Raw genomic sequence first — 16,939 nt, 5'->3', positions numbered from 1 at the left:
CCGTCCCCTCCACCGTGAACCAACTCGTCCCCCAGGGCGCCCCCCACCGATCACCGGATTCGATGGGCGTACGTTCGGCGGCCAGTCCCTGCGCCACCGGCACCGGTTCACCGGGTGCGACCCACACCGACACCCGCAGCGGCACAGACTCCGGATAGATCGCCGGAACGATACGCTCGGACAGAACCCGCCCGAGCCGGTTCTCAACCAATCGACGGTCATCGTGCATGACGGCGCTCCCAACCGGCCCGGGGACATGATCAACCTCATTGTCCGGCAGCTCAGTGAATTCCCCGTACCGTTTCCCCGAACGGCGATAGATCACACTTCAGAAGGGCGCAGGCTGAAGCTCGGCGCGGCGTGTAAGGATTGCCTGATGCTCTCGGTAGTGGGCTATCAGGTCCGGATCGTTGCCTGGGTGGTCGGTCGGCCTCATATGTCGTTCCCACCAGGTTTCGGTGTACAGCAGGTCGAGGGATTCCTCCGGGGTGAGTGCGTCGCTGTAGGAGTGGATCGGTGCCGTGGGTGTCTCGGGCAGCACGCTGGATGCGATGGCGAAACCGCTGCAGGGCACGGTAATTCGCTCCAGGCCACTGCGGTGCCTCCAGTGGCGTGCGCCACCGGGCAGCGCCGTACAGTTCCAGTAGCGATGCGATTTCACGTCGTGATGGCGTTTGCACAACGGTTGCAGGTTCGCGGGGATCGTCCAGCCGCCGCGGCGCGGGTCGGCGTGGTCGAATGCCGTCACGTGGTCGAGTTCGCAGCGGCGGGAGGCGACCGTGCAGCCGGGGAAGGCGCAGGTCGGATGCTGGGCGCGCACGAGCGCGGCCACATCGGCGCCCGGGCGGTAGGCCAGCGCGCCCGGTGGGGGATCCTTCAGCCCGCCGTGCCCGTCGGGGTCGCTGCGGGCGAGGCCGGGATTGCGGGCGAGCGCGTCGTCCCATGCCTCGATGAGGTCGGCCGCGCCAGTGAACTGTCGGTGAGAATCGCTGTGGCGGTGTCGCTTACAGCCGAGCACCGAGCCGGGGCGGTGTGCGCGGCTCCGTGCGAGGAAGTGACGCTCGACCGGTCCAGGCGGTGGCTTCGGCATGCTGAGATCGGCTGTGCTGAAGCATGCCTCGATATCGGCGAGAGCGGCGGCCAGTTCGGCGTCACAAGACGGTATATCGGCGGAGGTATCGGTAGCGGCATCGTCGAGATCCACCGCATTCGATCGCGCAAGCGCTGTCTTCAGTCGGGCGGCGCCCTCATCCGCGATGCTGGGCACGACCGCGAAACCCTTGTCGCGAACCGTTGCACTGTCGGCATTTTCGTTCGAAAAGCCGATGGTCCGCGTTTCGGCTGACTGGCGGGTATCGGTGATTATGGCCTGCCAGGTGGCATCCTGGGCCAGGGTGCGGGCGAGTTCGGGATCCACGGGGGTGCCGTCGGGCAGGGTGGCGGGGTGGTCAGCGAGGCCGAGCAGGGTTTCGGCGTCGACGAGTAGCTGTACCAGCGGCTTGCGACGAGGCGGGGCCGTGCGTGCGCTGCGCGGGCAATCCGGTTGACCGCACCCACAGACCAGGGCGGCCTCGCCGTGCAGCAGAGCCATCAGCCCGTCGGCCCGCAGCCCTGCCTTCGAACGCGGATCGCCCGCACACACGGTGGCCGTGATCTCGGTGAGCAGCGCATCGGCCTCGGTGCCCTCGACATCGGTCAAACACGCTGTCAGCCAGGATAATCCGTGACCGCCCCGGCGCACATACGCCCGGCGGTCGGCGGTAGCGCGGCGACGGCGAGCCTCGGCGGCCTCGTCCGGAGCGGCGGACAGCCACAGCTTCCAGGCTTGCGTGCGCAGTGCCGAGGGGGTGAACTCGGCCGCGGCGCGCGCGATCGACTCGTCCAACTGGGCGAGGGTGCCGAGTCCGGCATCGTCCGCGAAGACGGCGCCGATCATGCGGAGGTTCGCGTAATCGACCTCACCGCGCGCGACGGTGTCGCCCAGGATCGGCATGCGCAGCAGCAGCGACGCAACCTCGACGTAGCCGCAGGCGGTGGTGTGCGAGCAGCGCAGCCGGGCGGCGATCTCGGAGAACGTGTCGTTCCCAGCCAGGATGGCATCCACGCCCGCTTCGGCGGCGGTGATCATGCGCCGCTCCCACAACTCCATGGCGGCGAGAATCTTGCGATGGCACGCGATGTTTTCCACCATCCGCGCATAATCGAGATCGGCCAGGCACGAATCCGCGGCGCGCGGATCACGCGGATCCGGGTGCGCGTCAATCGTGGGCATCGTCTCGAACATGTCTTCGATTCTACCGATAGAATCTCGACACGCCCATGAAAAATAATGTCCAGCAACCAATTAGGCGTGTCTCATTGGTTCGAGCCTTACGAGGCTCCTCGATGCTCGGGAACTTTCAACCACGCGCAGCTACTCGCCAGCGCGGAGCGACCAGAGTCACGACGCGATCGGCCGTACCCGGATCATCCATCCGGGTACGGCCGATCGCTGCGAGCAACGAATTACTCTGTCGTGTCAGGTGATTGGTGGGTGCGGGCCAGTTTGGTCGGGCGCACGACGGTCCAGATCCCGAAGGCTATGCCCACGATGAGCATGACGATCCCCGACCACAGGTTGGTGTTCCAGCCGCCGCTGCGGGCCAGGTCGGCGGCGCTGTGCTGGACCGCGCCGGTGATGATCAGGATCAGCCCGTACAGACCGACCAGCGCGCCGATAATCGTTCGGATATCGAAAAACATTGCGTCACTTCCCTATGCGAAGACGATGTTCAGAACGATCACGAGCACCAGACCGATGCCGGCCATCAGCACCGGCCGCTGGTACCAGGACAGCGACGCGGCGTCGGCGTCGGCGAACGTTTCCTTGGGCGTTTCCGAGTACACGAGCCCGACCAGCTCACTGGCCGGCTTCGGCTCGGTCACCATCGTCACCACCACGCTCACCACGATATCCACGACGAACGCGATACCGGCGGCGACGAAACTCTCGCCCTGTCCGGGCAGGTGGGTCACCCCGGTGTGGTCCAGGATGAACAGCAGCAGCGCACCCGCGGTACCGAACACCAGGCCCGCCCAACCGGCCGTGGGCGTCATCCGCTTCCAGAACATGCCCAGGATGAACGTGGCGAACAGCGGCGCGTTGAAGAACGAGAACAGGGTCTGCAGGTAGTCCATCAGGTTGGAGAAGCTGCCGGCGATGAACGCGGTGCCGACCGCGATCACCGTGGCGACCACGGTGGCCCACCGGCCGATCCGGACGTAATACCCGTCCGGGCGCTCCTTCTGGATGTACTGCTGCCAGATGTCGACGCTGATCACGGTGTTGAACGCCGAGACGTTCGCGGCCATACCGGCCATGAACGAGGCCAGCAGGCCGGCCAGCGCCACACCCAGCAGACCGTTGGGCAGGACCTCCTTCATCAGGTACAGCAACGCGTCGTTGTAGGTGACGCCGCTGGCGCCGTGCCCGGCCTTGAGGTCGCTGATCTGCGGAATCATTTGCCCCGCAATCATTCCCGGAATAATGATGATGAACGGAATGAACATCTTCGGGAAGGCGCCGATGATCGGGGTGCTGCGGGCGGCGGAAATCGAGTGGGTCGCCAGCGCGCGCTGCACCTCGACGAAGTTGGTGGTCCAGTAACCGAACGACAGCACGAAGCCCAGGCCGAACACGATACCGATCACCGACAGGAAGCTGTTGGAGAAACCGGACAGCTCGGTGCCGGGCCAGGAGTGAATCTGGCTGTGGCCGTCGGCGAGTGCGGACACCTTGTCCTTCAGGCCGCTGATGCCGCCGATCCGATGCAGGCCGACCAGGGTGAGCGGCAACAGGGCCGCCACGATGACGAAGAACTGCAGAACTTCGTTGTAGATCGCGGCCGACAGACCACCGAGGGTGATGTAGGACAGCACGATGACCGCGGCGACGATCACCGACACCCACAGCGGCCAGCCCAGCAGCACGTTGACGACCGTGCCGAGCAGATAGAGGTTGGCGCCGGCGATGAGCACCTGCGCCACCGCGAAGCTGATCGAGTTCACCAGATGTGCGCCGGTGCCGAAGCGGCGGCGCATGAACTCCGGCACGCTTCGGACCTTGGAGCCGTAGTAGAACGGCATCATCACCACGCCGAGGAACAGCATGGCCGGGATGGCGCCGATCCAGTAGTAGTGGAAGGTCGGCATGCCGTACTGGGCGCCGTTGGCCGACATGCCCATGATCTCGACGGCGCCGAGGTTTGCCGACATGAACGCCAGACCCGTCACCCAGGCGGGCAGCGATCGCCCGGACAGGAAGAAGTCCAGGCTCGAGGAGGCCCTGCGGCGGGCCAGCAGGCCGATGCCGAGAACGAAGACGAAATACAGTGCGACGAGGACATAGTCGACCGGAGCCGCGTTCAGCCGGAGGCTGCTTCCGCCGGCTAGGACGGTCTGGGTAGGCCCTCCTGCCAGCACCGTTTCGATAATTCCTGGTGGCGCAGCAGCGGGTGGCATGCGGCCCTCCTGTCCCATGAAATCCACTGACCGGTTGGTCGTCGTTGTCCGAATCCTAGCGGCACGTTAGCGCTCACATAGCCAGTACGCCCAACCGTCCTCGCACGTGTCCTACGTCACCAGCCGTGATGCCTCATCGACATTATTCGATGCGGACCGACACGCACTCAGTTTTGCCGCAAGGTCGCCCTTCAAAATGCAACACTGAGATCATGGGGGAAGGATCGACAGATGCTTACGACGTATAGACAGCACGGCCCGCACTCCGGATCACATCCCATCGCGGGCACGGGCCAGACCCGCTCCACCGCACTGACGATCGAGGTCGGGGCGGCCATCGGGCGTGGGGCGACCTCGATCGCCGCGTTCGACGCCGCGTTGCGCGAACTTGGTGTGGCGGACGCGAACCTGATCCGCCTGTCCTCGGTGATCCCGCCGCAGACGACGATCGAGCGCACGCGCCGGGTGCGCATGCCCATCGCCTGGGGCGATCGGCTCTACTGCGTCTACGCCTCGCATATCGCCACCGAGAGGGGCAGCGACGTCGCCGCGGGCCTGGGCTGGGCGCTGCGCGAGGACGGTTCCGGCGCCGGGCTGTTCGTCGAGCACGAGGGCGAATCGGGCTGGGAGGTGGACGAACTCATCCACGCCAGCCTGGCCGACATGACCGCCCGGCGCGCCGAATCCTTCGGTCCGGTCCGCACCTGCACGGTCGCCGCGCGCTCGGACGGGCGGCCCACCTGCGCACTGGTGCTGGCGGCGTATCTGACGGTGGGGTGGACCGTACCGTGAACGACATCCGGGTGAGCATCGAGACCACGATTCCCGACGCCGAGATCGAGGGGTTCCACCTGCTCTACGAGACAGCGTTCGCCCCCTTGCGCACCGTGGCGGTCGCGCGTCAGGTACTACACCCGGCCGAATTCCGCGAGGAGTTGGCAGATCCTCGAATTCAGAAACATGTGGCCCGTACGGCACAGGGAAAACCGGTCGGTCTTACTACTTTGACCAGGCATCTCGAAACTGTGCCCTGGATCAGTCCGGAGTATTTCGCAATGCGGTTTCCGCAACACGCCGAACGCAATGCGATCTACTATGCAGGTTTCACATTGGTCGACCCCAGTGCGCGACAAGGGGCCGCATTTCATGTCATGATCGAATCAGTCGTGCGGATCTTGGCGGTCGAGCGTGCGGCCGTCGGCTGGGACATCTGCGCGTACAACAATTCTCGTTTTTCGTTTGCCGACGCGTTGCGTACGGCGGTCGGCGAGCAAGCGAACGTGGAAATCGCGGTGGAGGACTCGCAGACCTACTACGCGGCGCGGTTCATCGAGGGCGGAGCGGACTAAGGGGGACTGATGGCGCTCGGCGAACAGCATACGGTTCTCGTCCGGCAGCTGACCGGACCACTCGGCCGCGCTCTACTTCCGATGCTCGCCGCGTTGTTGATCGCGCTGCCGCTACTCACCTCCGCCGCCGTGGTCACGGCCATCGTGCTGGTCCTGGCTGTCGCCGCGACCGTGACGATGATCGCGCTCGGTCTGCGCCGGCACCGTCCACCGGCACCGATGCCGTGGTATCTGCTGGGCGGGTCGGCGGTGCTGTTCGGGATAGGGATCGCGCTGCGCGATGTCGTCTCCGATCGCTACCTGTTCGACGACGCGTTCACCCTGTCCGGATACGCCGGGGTCGGCCTGGCGGCCATGCTGTGGCTGGTGCCGCGCCGGGTGCGCGGCGGTAACGATCTGCTGCTGGACTCCGGGCTGATCGGTCTGGCCGCCCTGCTGGCCTCCTGGACGTTCCTGATCGCGCCGATTCTGGACGAGGGGCCCAGCCCGCAGACCATCGTGGCGGCCTGCTATCCGGTGATCGACGCGGTGCTGCTGACGGTGGTCAGCCATTCCATGGTCACCGCGCTGCGCTCGGAGACCTCGCTGCGGCTACTGCACGCGAGCCTGCTGGCGATGCTGGCGGCCGATCTCGGCTACAACCTGGACGACGCGGGCTCGTTGCACGTGTCGCACCAGATCCTGCTCGTTCCGTTACTGGTCGCCTATCTGCTCGTGGGGCTGGCCGCGCTGCATCCGACCATGGTCACCCTGGGGCAGCAGCAGCGCATCCGCCCGGAACAGTCCCGCAAGCGTGCCAGCATCGTCGCGGTCGCCCTGGTGGTGGCGGCGCTGGTGCCGACGCTGGGCGCCAAACCCGGCGCCCTGGATCGCGCGGTGGTGTCGGTGTTGCTGGCCCTACTGCTGATCGGTGTGCTGGCGCGTAGCGAGCGAGCGATCGTGCGCAGCGCCCGCAGCGAACGGCGCGCGCAGTATCAGGCCGATCACGACATGCTCACCGGTCTGCTGAATCGGTCGGCGCTGTTGCGCGCACCCGCACGCAATCACGAACGCTGGGGTGGGCGGGCGCTGTGCCTGCTGTTCATCGACCTCGACGGGTTCAAGACCGTCAACGACAGCTACGGCCACGCCATCGGGGACGAGCTGATCGCCAACGCCGCGGCGCGCATCCGCCGCATCATCGGCCACGACGACGTCGCCGCTCGCTACGGCGGCGATGAGTTCGTGGTGCTGACCTGCGCGGACCGCGCGGACACCGCCACGCTAGCGGAGAAGCTCATCGCCGCCTTCGGCAAACCCTTCGAGCTCAGTGTCGGCGAGGTCGCGATCACGGCGAGCATCGGCATCGCCTGCGGCGCGACACCGGGGCTGCCCCTGTCGCGCACAAGCGGCGGCGCCGGTCCGACGGCCATCAAGGTCAAGACCGCCGCTGCCGGAAATACCAACGATGAGACCGTGAGCGCCGCGGCCGCCGACCCCGATGCCCGAGCCGCCGCCGAACTGGCGGCGTACACCGAGGCCACGGTGTACGACCTGCTGCGCGAGGCGGATTCGGCCATGTACCACGCGAAGGAGTACTCGCTGGGGTACGTGTTCAAGGACGAGATGCGCCGCAGCGGACATCCGGAGGCCCGGCGAGTGTGGCGACGCGAACCCCGTCAGCCGGGCGACAACCGGCAATCCCACGAGTCTGTCCTATATGACCTGGGTTGACGGCGTGAATCCCGGCTGACACGGTTCGCGACGACTTTCTACCCCTGTAGTTCGTCCAATACCTTGCGGGCCTGTTCGAGTTCGGCCTGCAGCAGTTCCACCTTGGCGCGCTGGGAATCTCGCACGGAATCCAGCACCGAATCGACGACCTCGGAGACCTCGGGGTGCAGCAGTTTGGCCGCCTGCGCGACGGCCGAACCCGACACCGACAGGCCGCGCACGGTGCGCTTCTTGCCGTTGACCACATCCACCGTCCACTCGCCGTCGGCGGTACCGGAGAGTGTGACTGTGACCTCGGCGGGTTTCGCCTTGCGCGCGGGGGTGGCGGGCTTCTCGCGAGCCGGGCGCGCGGGCTGTTTGGCCGGGGCTGGCTTGGCCGCGGACTCGGCGGGTTTCGATGCGGAACTCGACGGGTCTTGTTGCGCCGCACCGGAATTTGCCGCGCTGGACTGCGGCGCGGCGGCGGGTGTCACCGCCGAGCTCCCCGAATCGGGGCTCGGTGACGACGCCACGGGGGTGGCGCTCACGGTCGACGGGGCGACAGACGGCATGCTCACTGCGGTGTCCTTCCTGGGTTTCGCGGCGGCCGCACGGGCCGGTTTGGTCAGCGTCACTTCGGTGGGCGAGAACGACAGCACATCTTTCGAGCCCGTGGGCCGCACCTGCAGGAAATCACCCTCGGCGGGATCGCCGAGTGCGAGTACCTTGCCCGAGCGGCCCTCGGGTACTCCGACCGCGTCCGCGGTGAACCACACCATCGGCGGGCGACCTTCGGCAAGATCGGCGGTGATCTGTCGAATTTCTGTGTCGGACAACGGCTGCGGCTTCGTTCGGCGGGGCGACATGGTGTACTCCGGGCGGGTTCGTAGACATCTGCGTGCCAAGAGCATGCCCCATGACACCGACAAGTCCACATCGCCCGAACGTCCCGAGCGCCTCGATGGCCAATGGCAATCCTATGGCAACCAATACATTCGACACCAACCGGCGAACTCGACCGATTCGAAAATCGTAGTCGCTACCCTGAGTACGCGTATCCGCATGCGGCATATGTCCGTACCGCGCACGCCTGAGCAAGAGCATCCGGCAAACCGGGCAGCAATTGTTCAGTATCCTCGCGCCGCACGGACAGTCGGGCCCTGACCGGGTAACCTTCGGAATTCATGAGTAACCCGGTGGCTGTCGGGGCCACGAGATCTGTCAGGGCCACGCGATGAGTTCACCTCTCCTGCCCGCACTGCGCGACGAGCGGCGGGCCGTCCTGACGTTCTGCGGCGACCTGACCGAGGCCGATCTGGCCGCGACCAGCGCCGCGCCCGGCTGGTCGGTCGCCGATGTGCTGGTTCACGTCACCACGATCACCCGCGCGGTGATCACCCCGGCGTCCGTCCCGTATATGACCACCCGGAATGTGGAGGCCCTCAACGAGCAACTGGTCGGCGAGAGACGCGCGCACGGACCGGGTTACACCGTCGACGAATTCGCCACCTGGAGCCGCCGCACCGCCAAGGCGCTGACCGCGCTGACCATGCCGGGCCTCCGCCTGGTTCGCGTGCCGCTCGGCGAATTGGGCTGGTACCCCTCGAGTCTGATCCCGGCGATCCTGCTGTTCGAGTGGCACACCCATCTGCGCTACGACATCGCCGCCGCCCTGGACCGGCCCACCCCCGCCACCGACGCCCGCCGCATGGCCGCGCTGCTGAGCTGGTTGACCGCTCAGCTCGAGCGATCGCATCGCGAGGCGCTGGGCTGGCTGGACGCGGTGGTGGCGCTCACGCTGCGCGGCCCCGGTGGCGGCACGTGGCGGCTGGATCCACGCGATGGGCGATTACGAATGCGCCCCGGCGAGGCCGCGGGCGCGACGACCCATATCGCGGCTCGGTCACTGGAATTCCCCCAGTGGAGCACTCGCCGGGTGCCCTGGCGCGCCTGCGAGGTCACGATCACCGGCGATGCCGAGGTGGGTACACGGGTACTGGACTCGATCAATCTGCTGTGAACGGCGATCTCGGTTCCCCCCGCCACCACCCGGCGAACGCCACGACTAGCATTCCGGATGCGGACCGTCCACGCAGGCACGGTCCGCGATACGAGTGTTGGTAGAGGTGTTGCGAGTGGACAGGCCGGCGTGGGCGCCCGAGGGCGTCGACATGAGTCAGGCGAGCCCGGCGCGGATGTATGACGCGCTCCTGGGTGGATCGCACAATTTCGAGGTCGACCGCAACGCCGCGGAAATGGGCAAGCGGCTCGTGCCCGATCTACCGCGCTTGGCGCTGAGCAATCGGGCCTTCCTGCGGCGGGCGGTGCGTTATCTGTCGAACGCGGGAATCCGCCAGTTCCTGGATATCGGCTCCGGCATCCCGACCGCCGGGAATGTGCACGAGGTGGCGCATGCCCTGGACCCGGCCGCGCGCGTCCTGTACGCCGATATCGACCCGGTGGCCGTGACGCACGCGCGCACCATCCTCATCGGCGACGACAACGCCGACGCCATCGAGGCCGACCTGCGCAAACCGGATGATTTGCTGGCTCTCGCCGAGCGCACCGGACAGATCGACTTCGCCGAGCCCGTCGGCCTGCTGCTGGTGGCGGTGCTGCATCTGGTGCGCGACGACGAGCGGCCGCGCGAGCTGGTCGAGCGGCTGCGCGCCGCGCTGCCGACCGGCAGCCACGTGGCCATCTCACATCTCACCTCCGCGCTCCGCCCCGAGGACGCGGCCCGGCTCGGCGAACAGTCGGCGAACCGAACCCATACCGGCATCATCTTCCGTGACCGCGCGGCGATCACCGCCATGTTCGACGGCTGGGAGCTGATCGAACCCGGGGTGGTCGAATTACCCCTGTGGCATCCGGAGTCCGAGCGCGACTTACACGAAACCCCTGGCCGCTCACTCGGTTTGGCCGGTGTAGGCCGCAAGGTCTAAGGGGCGCAGGTGGGTTCGCACGAGCTGGCGGTGCGGTGGGCCGACGCACTCGACGGCCTCGTCGCGCCGACGCTCACCCGAACCCAGATCGAGGCGCTGCTGGCCGGTCTGTCCGAGCAGCTGCTGGCCGCGCTGCGCCAGGGCGGTGACGTCGCGACCGCACGGGTCGCGGCCTCGGCCCTGGTGGCGGCGAACTACCGCGACGAGGCCGCGGTGAGCCGCACGGTCTCGGTGATCTGCCGCGAGATGGTGAACGAGGTATGCGCCGGGCTCGCGGCACAACCCGCCGCGTGTGCCCGGGTGCGCGAGCGCGCGATCGATCTCGCGGCGGAGTTCTCGGCCGGGTTCACCTCGGCCCTGCGCACCGCGGCGCTGGCCGAACAGGAGGCCACGCTCGCCGCGGCGCTTGCCGCGGCGCGAGAGGCACAGGCACAGCGGCAACTGTCCGAGGCGCGGTTCGCGGCCATCTTCGCCGGGGCGTCGGTCGGCATCGGCACCATCGACGCCGCGACCGGACGGGTCGTCGACGCGAACGCCGCGATGGCCGAAATGCTCGGCACACCGGCGGATGTCATCACCGGCATGCTCGTCGCCGAGGTGCTGGGGCCGATCAATATCGGCCCCGCCTACGCGCAGCTGCGGCGGCTGCTCGACGGGAGTCTCGACCGGTTCCGGCTGGAGACCGGCCATACCCACCCCGACGGCCACCGCACCGCGATCGACCTGTCGATGTCGGCCGTGCGCGACAGCGGGGGCCGGGCCCGCTTCCTGATCGGCGTGGCCGTGGACATCACCGAGCGCAAGGCGCTGTCGGATCGGCTCTGGCACGACGCGCATCACGACAATCTCACCGGCCTGCCCAACCGCGTGCTGTTCTTCGACCGGCTCGCGCACGCCACTCCCCCGACCGGGCTGTGCTACCTGGACCTGGACGGCTTCAAGGAGATCAACGACGAGTACGGGCACACCGTCGGGGATCAGGTGCTGCGCGCGGTGGGCGAGCGGCTGCGCGCCGCCGCGGAACCGGGGCTGGCCGCGCGGCTGGGCGGTGACGAATTCATCGTCCTGGTCGAGAACTGCACCGACGACGACCGGCTGCTGACGCAGTCCGATCGGCTGCTCGCGGCCCTCGCGGAACCCATCGTCGTTGCCGGACAGTCGATCTCGGTCGGCGCATCGATCGGCACGGCCCGGGTCACCGAACGACCCGAGGCCATCGACGATCTCATGCACTCCATCGATACGGCCATGTACCGCAACAAATCCGCCCGCGTCCGCGGGGGTCTGCGCGACCAGCAGGGCCGTTGACCCCGTGGGCGGCCGGATCGCTTCGTGCTTATGATCTGTGCGGTAGCCAGGAGTTCTCCGGAGTCGGGAAGGTAGCTGTCATCGATGACCTCGCTGACCAGAACCGTTGACGATGTGCAGCAGGCCGGGGATCTGCTCGGCGTGTTCGCCTTCGCGGTGTCCGGTGCGCTGCTGGCCGTGCGCAAGGACTACGACATGGTCGGCATCGCCGTGCTGGCGTTCGCCACGGCGGTCGGCGGCGGGGTGGTGCGCGATCTGGTGATCGGCGCGCGGCCGGTGGCTGTCACCGATCCTTGGTATCTGGGCCTGTCGCTGTTGGCCGCGGTGATCATCTTCTTCTGGCATCCGCCGGGCAGGCTCATCGGCGGTCCGCTCGCCTTCGTCGACGCCATCGGGCTCGGACTGTTCAGCGTGACCGGCACAGTCACCGCGTATCAGCACGGGCTGGCCACGGTGCCCTCGGCGATGCTCGGGGTGGTGACCGCGATCGGCGGCGGGCTCATCCGGGACGTGCTGGCCGGCGTGCAGCCCAGCGTGCTGCGCGATCAGGAGATCTACGCCCTGCCCGCACTCCTCGGCGCGAGCGTCGCCGCCGCGCTACTGCATTTCGGCGCGTTCACGGCGTGGTCGGGAGCGCTGGCCTCCGCGGTGGCGTTCGGCCTTCGATTGCTGGCACTGCGTTTTCACTGGCATGCGCCGAAGGCGCGCCGACGGTAGAGCCGTCAGCCTCTGTGCAGCCAGGTGTCGTGGAACTGCAACCGCGCAGAGGCTTCGAACTTCAAGTCCGACAACGTATTCGATACACCGATCGCCTGGGACAGTTCGATGGTGGGTATCCACAGGCCGTTGTCGAGGATCAATTGCTGTGCCCGGCCGATCAATCGGGCGCGCACCGCCTGGTCGGTGGTCTGCAACTCGGCGGTCAGCGCCTGATCCAGGTCCGGGATGGGGCCGCGCACATTGAGATTCTGGCCGTCCAGCCCGAAGGTGGTGCGCAGGATGTCACCGTCGGCGCGACTGCTGTTGTAATAGCACGTGTCGAAGTCGCGATTGTTCTGCCGCACGGTGTATTCCGCGTCGGTGACCGGTTCCAGGCGGATGTCCACGCCGACCGCGCGCAGTTGCTGTTGGATCAGTTCCAGGATCGCCTGATTTCCAGCGAAGTTCTGGCTGAACAGCACCCCGAACGACAGGCGTGCGCCGTCCTTCGCCCGGATCCCGTCGGAGCCGGGGGCCCAGCCCGCCCGGTCCAGCAGCTGCCGCGCGGTCCCGGGGGCATAGGCCAGCCGGCTCGACTGATCCAGGTAGCCGGGAGTTTTCGAGGCCAGCGGGCTCTCGGCGGGCCGGAACTGCGGCCCCAGGACGGTATCGACCAGCTCCTTGCGATTGATCGCGGGCAGCAGCGCCGCGCGCACCGCGGGATCGCGCAGCGGACCCCGGGTCAGGTTGGGCTGAATACCGAACGGCACACCGGGATTCGAGGTGAACTGCACCCGGCCCCCGGACGCCTGGATCTGCGGCACGTCCTGCGGCAGCGCATCGCTGATCGCATCGAGCTGCCCCGAGGACAGGCTGCCGGTCCGCACGCCGGACTCGGGGATCACCGTGAAGTCGATCCGGTCCAGATACGCCTCGCCCGGATGCGCGAATATCGCGGAGCCCCAGGTATATCCGGCGCGTTTGACCAGGGATGCCGACGCGCCCTGCCGCCAGGCGGCATAGGTGAACGGCCCGCTGCCGATATCGTCTCCGCCGCAGCGTTGATCGGCCGGCTTCGCGGTCGTGGCATCGGCCAGGATGCCCAGTTGCGGGGTCGAGACCGCCTGCAGGAACTGCGCGTCCGGGTGGTCGAAACTCACCCGCGCGGTCAGTGGGTCCGGCACCGCGGTGCCGGTGTACCCGGCCAGATAGCTGGCCGCCAGCGGCGCCTTGGCCCCGGTGAGGGTGTGCACGATGGCGTCGAAGTTGTGCTGCACGGAGGTCGCGGTCAGCGGGGTGCCGTCGCTGAAGGTGACGCCCGGGCGCAGATGGAAGGTGAACGTCGTCGCGTCGGGGCTCACCTCCCAGCTCTGCGCCAGCCAGGGCACGATCGCGCCGGTCGCCGGGTTCTGATCGGTGAGCGAATCCACGATCTGCCGTGTGACGTAGAGGGTTTGGTTGGTCGCGGACTGCGCGGGGTCCGAGCAGGTCGGCGCCAGCGACAGGCCGTAGCGCAGAGTGCCGCCGGGCCGCGGCGGACCGGTCGGGGTATCGGCGCCGGGACCGCCGCCACAGGCCGATGCCGCGAATACCGTTGCGAAAGCGGCCGATAAGGCGACCACGCGAGTCGTCAGCGAGATTCCGATCTTCACGGCGCCTTCTTCGGTAGCCCGGGCGGGTTGATGCGGGACTGCTGGACGGCCTCACTGTCCAAGCCCCACCGGTCCAGCACCTTTCGGTACTGACCGTGGTCGATGGCGTACTGCAGCGCCTCGTGGATCGGGCCGATCAGACCGTTGTCCTTCTTGGTGAGCACCGCGATCTCGGCCTGCAAAGCGTCGCCCGCGCCGGAAAACCTCGCGACGATCTTCGTCTGGTTCGCGGTGGCGACGTGATAGGCGGCGGCCGGGTTGGGGCCGAGGAATCCGTCCAGGCGATGCGAGGCCAGCGCCAGGTAGTAGTCGGCGGTGTGCTGGTAATAGGCGATATTGATCGGAGCCAGCCCCTGTGCCCGGTTCTGCTGATCCCACTGCACCAGCAGCTGTTCCTGATTGGTGCCGCTTCCGACACCGATTCGCTTGCCCGCCAAGGATTTCCGATCGGTGTAGGTCCAGGTGGAGTCCTTGGGCACCTCGAGGGCGACATTGTCCAGGCGATAGGTGGCGAAGTCGTACTTCTCCTTGCGCTCCTCGGTCACGGTGACGTTGGAGACGAACGCGTCCACCGTTCCGTCATCGATCGCGACGAAGTTCTGCGCCCAATCCGCGTTCCGCACGTCGAGCTTCAGTCCGAGGACGTCCGCGATCAGCGAGGCGAAGTCGACATCCGAGCCGATGACGGTGCGGTCGTCGGTGGCGTAGAACCGCAGCGGGGCGCCGCCATCGGCCGATCCGGTGACGATGAGTGTGCCGCGAGCACGGATGGCCGCGGGCACCTGCGCCGCGATGGCGTCCACCCGCTGCGTGTGCAACCGGCCCGCCTGCTGCGGTGAGAGGTCGTAGGTCTGCCCGTTCACCGAGTGCACCTCGTTGTCGGGGTCGGACCCGGCCCCGCACGCACCGACGAGCAGGGCCACCAGGGCGAGCACGGCGCTCAGCGCCACCACCCGCCGCCGGGTGCGCGAATGTGCCAGGGGTCTCATGAATCCTCCATCGATCCTGGCGGTAGCACCCTCTCGCGAATCGGCCGGACCCGCGAGAGCACCCGGGCCCGTGCGCCGGGGGTTGCTGCAACGTCGACGAGCCAGGTCTCTCGGTCGCTCTGGATGGTCGGCATCGACGCTATGCGGATCACGCTGTGGCGTCTGCGTTCTCGATCCCGATGAATCGAATCCTTGCCGCCGCGCGCGGCGCATACTGTCCGATTCCTTGGAATGACCGGTGAGTACGCCCGGAAACGCCGCGCGCTGGGAGCTCCGCGCTATTATGTGGAGGAGAACTCCGTTTATCATCGCTTTCACTGGAGGGTCCTTGGACGCAACGGTGCGGCCCATGCGCGCCGACGCACGGCGCAACTACCAGCGCATTCTCGAATGCGCGGCCGAGGTGTTCGCCGAGCAGGGCCCGGAGGCGCCGCTGGACGACATCGCCCGGCGTGCCGGCGTCGGCCCCGGCACGCTGTACCGGCACTTCCCGCATCGCGAATCGCTCATCGCGGCCGTGTACCGCTCCAGCGTCGAGGACCTGCGCGCCCGCGCCGTCGAACTGTCCGGGACACGCTCCGCCCTGGACGCCTTACAGCTGTGGATGCGCTCGCAGGTCGAATTCGTCATGGCCAATCGCGGGCTCGCGGTCACGCTCAAGGGCGCGCTCGACCACGACTCCGACGCCTACCAGGCGTGTTCCCTCATGGCCACCGACGCGGCGGCCGCCGTTCTGAAACCGGCCCAGGACGCCGGTCTCGTTCGTCCGGACATCGAGGCCCGCGATCTGATCCGCCTCGGCCACGGCATCGGCGTCGCCTGCGAAACCGCGCCCGAGGCCGCGCAGCGCCTGCTCGAGGTGGCTTTCGCGGGTCTGCGCAGCCCTCACACACGGTCCAGCACGAGTTCGTAGTCCCGGCACCGCGCCGTCACATCCAGCCCCGCGGTGGCCAGCGCCGCGCGGACGCGCGGTTCGTCGCATTCGAAGACCCGCAGTACCAGCGCCTGCGGCACCTGATCGCGCAGTTCGGCGATCACCGCGCCGATCAGCGCGGCGAGCCCCTCGGAACCGACGTCCTGATACGAAAACCCCTCGCCCGCATTGATATACGCCTCGCTGCCGGTGACCGAGGTGGCCACGCTGGCGATCGGATCCATCTCCCCCGGCGCGAACAGAGCCTCCACGAGCACTTGCCCCGGCGGTTCGGCGGACTCCGCCAGGGCGTGCAGCACGCAGTCGACCGGATCGGCGAAATCCAGCGCGACCGGCGCCTGCCAGGTGCGGGGTTCGGCGGTCCACACCCGGGCGTACTCACCGATCGTGACCGCGCCCAGCGCCGCGGCCGCGCGGCCCTCGGGGCCGATGTCGGTGCCGGGCCATTGCAGCACCCGATAGCCCAGCGCCCGCGCCTGTTCGGCCGCGCCCGCCAGCAACGCCAGCACGATACGTTCCTCCGTGTCGGTCGCGGGCTCGAAATCGTAGTGTCCCCACTGAATCTGCCGCAGATACCGCGAGGCGAAGACCGGATCGGCCACCACCCGCGTGCCGGTACCACCGCTGAGCGTGGTCCAGCCGACCAGCTCGCCGTCCTTCCGGGCGGCCAGGATGCCGAGCCGGAGGCCGGAGGCCCGGCACACCCGCAGATCGAGGACGTCGGTCTCATGGGTGGCCAGACCGGCCGCACCCGCCAATTCGTTGGCCAGGCGCAGACCGGTTCCCGGATGCCGATCCCATTCGAGCGCCAAGTCCATATCCGCACAGTATCGCGGAGAATTTGCTGTTGGATTACTAGACACGTCACGCG

At 67.7% G+C, this 16,939-nt stretch carries 16 protein-coding genes and 1 riboswitch; of the genes, 8 read left to right on the top strand and 8 right to left on the bottom strand.

The window, feature by feature from the left end:
* The 4 genes from JZ791_RS27480 to JZ791_RS27465 all read right to left on the bottom strand — a co-directional run.
* Window positions 1–229 (bottom strand): hypothetical protein (locus JZ791_RS27480; protein WP_216898147.1); only part of this gene is annotated, 229 nt, incomplete at its 3' end.
* A gap of 99 nt (window positions 230–328) precedes the next feature.
* A complete protein-coding gene (locus tag JZ791_RS27475) occupies window positions 329–2,284 on the bottom strand; it encodes an HNH endonuclease signature motif containing protein (RefSeq protein WP_216898146.1) in 1,956 nt (651 codons plus the stop codon).
* 221 nt (window positions 2,285–2,505) lie between these two features.
* Window positions 2,506–2,742, bottom strand: coding sequence for a hypothetical protein (locus tag JZ791_RS27470; RefSeq protein WP_216898144.1), 237 nt, complete (start codon window positions 2,740–2,742; stop codon window positions 2,506–2,508).
* Between the two features lie 12 nt (window positions 2,743–2,754).
* Complete coding sequence (locus JZ791_RS27465; protein WP_216898142.1) at window positions 2,755–4,500, bottom strand: sodium:solute symporter family protein; 1,746 nt, start codon at window positions 4,498–4,500, stop codon at window positions 2,755–2,757.
* A 231-nt stretch (window positions 4,501–4,731) separates the two neighbouring features.
* Here JZ791_RS27465 and JZ791_RS27460 point away from each other — a divergent pair, with 231 nt between their 5' ends.
* From JZ791_RS27460 to JZ791_RS27450, 3 genes are read left to right on the top strand one after another with little or no spacing between them, the layout of a single operon-like run.
* Complete coding sequence (locus JZ791_RS27460; RefSeq protein WP_216898140.1) at window positions 4,732–5,292, top strand: pyruvoyl-dependent arginine decarboxylase; 561 nt, start codon at window positions 4,732–4,734, stop codon at window positions 5,290–5,292.
* Window positions 5,277–5,849 (top strand): hypothetical protein, encoded by a 573-nt coding sequence (locus JZ791_RS27455; protein ID WP_254206396.1) that lies wholly within the window; start codon window positions 5,277–5,279, stop codon window positions 5,847–5,849. The genes JZ791_RS27460 and JZ791_RS27455 overlap by 16 nt, the downstream gene beginning before the upstream one ends.
* Before the next feature lie 9 nt (window positions 5,850–5,858).
* Window positions 5,859–7,562, top strand: a complete 1,704-nt coding sequence (locus JZ791_RS27450) for a GGDEF domain-containing protein (protein WP_254206395.1) — start codon at window positions 5,859–5,861, stop codon at window positions 7,560–7,562.
* A 38-nt stretch (window positions 7,563–7,600) separates the two neighbouring features.
* Here the strand turns inward: JZ791_RS27450 and JZ791_RS27445 are convergent, their stop codons facing one another.
* On the bottom strand, window positions 7,601–8,320 hold the full coding sequence (locus JZ791_RS27445; RefSeq protein ID WP_254206394.1) for a DUF6319 family protein: 720 nt from the start codon (window positions 8,318–8,320) through the stop codon (window positions 7,601–7,603).
* 455 nt (window positions 8,321–8,775) lie between these two features.
* On the opposite strand from JZ791_RS27445, the gene JZ791_RS27440 reads away from it, so the two are divergent.
* From JZ791_RS27440 to JZ791_RS27425, 4 genes are all read left to right on the top strand, one after another.
* Window positions 8,776–9,561: a maleylpyruvate isomerase N-terminal domain-containing protein gene (locus tag JZ791_RS27440; protein WP_216898137.1), complete on the top strand. Its 786-nt coding sequence runs from the start codon at window positions 8,776–8,778 to the stop codon at window positions 9,559–9,561.
* A gap of 115 nt (window positions 9,562–9,676) precedes the next feature.
* Window positions 9,677–10,486, top strand: a complete 810-nt coding sequence (locus tag JZ791_RS27435) for an SAM-dependent methyltransferase (RefSeq protein WP_216898136.1) — start codon at window positions 9,677–9,679, stop codon at window positions 10,484–10,486.
* 9 nt (window positions 10,487–10,495) lie between these two features.
* Window positions 10,496–11,794 (top strand): sensor domain-containing diguanylate cyclase, encoded by a 1,299-nt coding sequence (locus JZ791_RS27430; RefSeq protein ID WP_216898134.1) that lies wholly within the window; start codon window positions 10,496–10,498, stop codon window positions 11,792–11,794.
* A gap of 84 nt (window positions 11,795–11,878) precedes the next feature.
* Window positions 11,879–12,511, top strand: a complete 633-nt coding sequence (locus JZ791_RS27425; RefSeq protein ID WP_216898132.1) for a trimeric intracellular cation channel family protein — start codon at window positions 11,879–11,881, stop codon at window positions 12,509–12,511.
* A 5-nt stretch (window positions 12,512–12,516) separates the two neighbouring features.
* Here the strand turns inward: JZ791_RS27425 and JZ791_RS27420 are convergent, their stop codons facing one another.
* Together JZ791_RS27420 and JZ791_RS27415 are read right to left on the bottom strand one after the other, a co-directional pair.
* Complete coding sequence (locus JZ791_RS27420; RefSeq protein WP_438804563.1) at window positions 12,517–14,145, bottom strand: ABC transporter substrate-binding protein; 1,629 nt, start codon at window positions 14,143–14,145, stop codon at window positions 12,517–12,519.
* Entirely contained in the window at window positions 14,142–15,134 is a 993-nt protein-coding gene (locus tag JZ791_RS27415) for an ABC transporter substrate-binding protein (RefSeq protein ID WP_216898130.1), read from the bottom strand. The genes JZ791_RS27420 and JZ791_RS27415 overlap by 4 nt, the downstream gene beginning before the upstream one ends.
* Before the next feature lie 4 nt (window positions 15,135–15,138).
* Window positions 15,139–15,264: riboswitch (SAM riboswitch) on the bottom strand.
* 219 nt (window positions 15,265–15,483) lie between these two features.
* Between JZ791_RS27415 and JZ791_RS27410 the strand changes: the two genes are divergently transcribed.
* A complete protein-coding gene (locus tag JZ791_RS27410) occupies window positions 15,484–16,047 on the top strand; it encodes a TetR/AcrR family transcriptional regulator (RefSeq protein WP_216898129.1) in 564 nt (187 codons plus the stop codon).
* On the opposite strand, the gene JZ791_RS27405 is transcribed toward JZ791_RS27410, so the two are convergent.
* The gene (locus JZ791_RS27405; RefSeq protein ID WP_216898128.1) at window positions 16,020–16,886 is read right to left on the bottom strand and encodes a hypothetical protein; all 867 of its coding nucleotides are present in this window, start codon (window positions 16,884–16,886) and stop codon (window positions 16,020–16,022) included. The genes JZ791_RS27410 and JZ791_RS27405 overlap by 28 nt on opposite strands.
* Window positions 16,887–16,939: the final 53 nt, after the last annotated feature.

Origin of the sequence: Nocardia alni (genome assembly GCF_019038435.1) — a bacterium.
GTDB lineage: Bacteria > Actinomycetota > Actinomycetes > Mycobacteriales > Mycobacteriaceae > Nocardia > Nocardia alni.
Note: the sequence above shows the minus strand (reverse complement) of the source record. Positions and strands in the feature narration are given on the sequence as shown.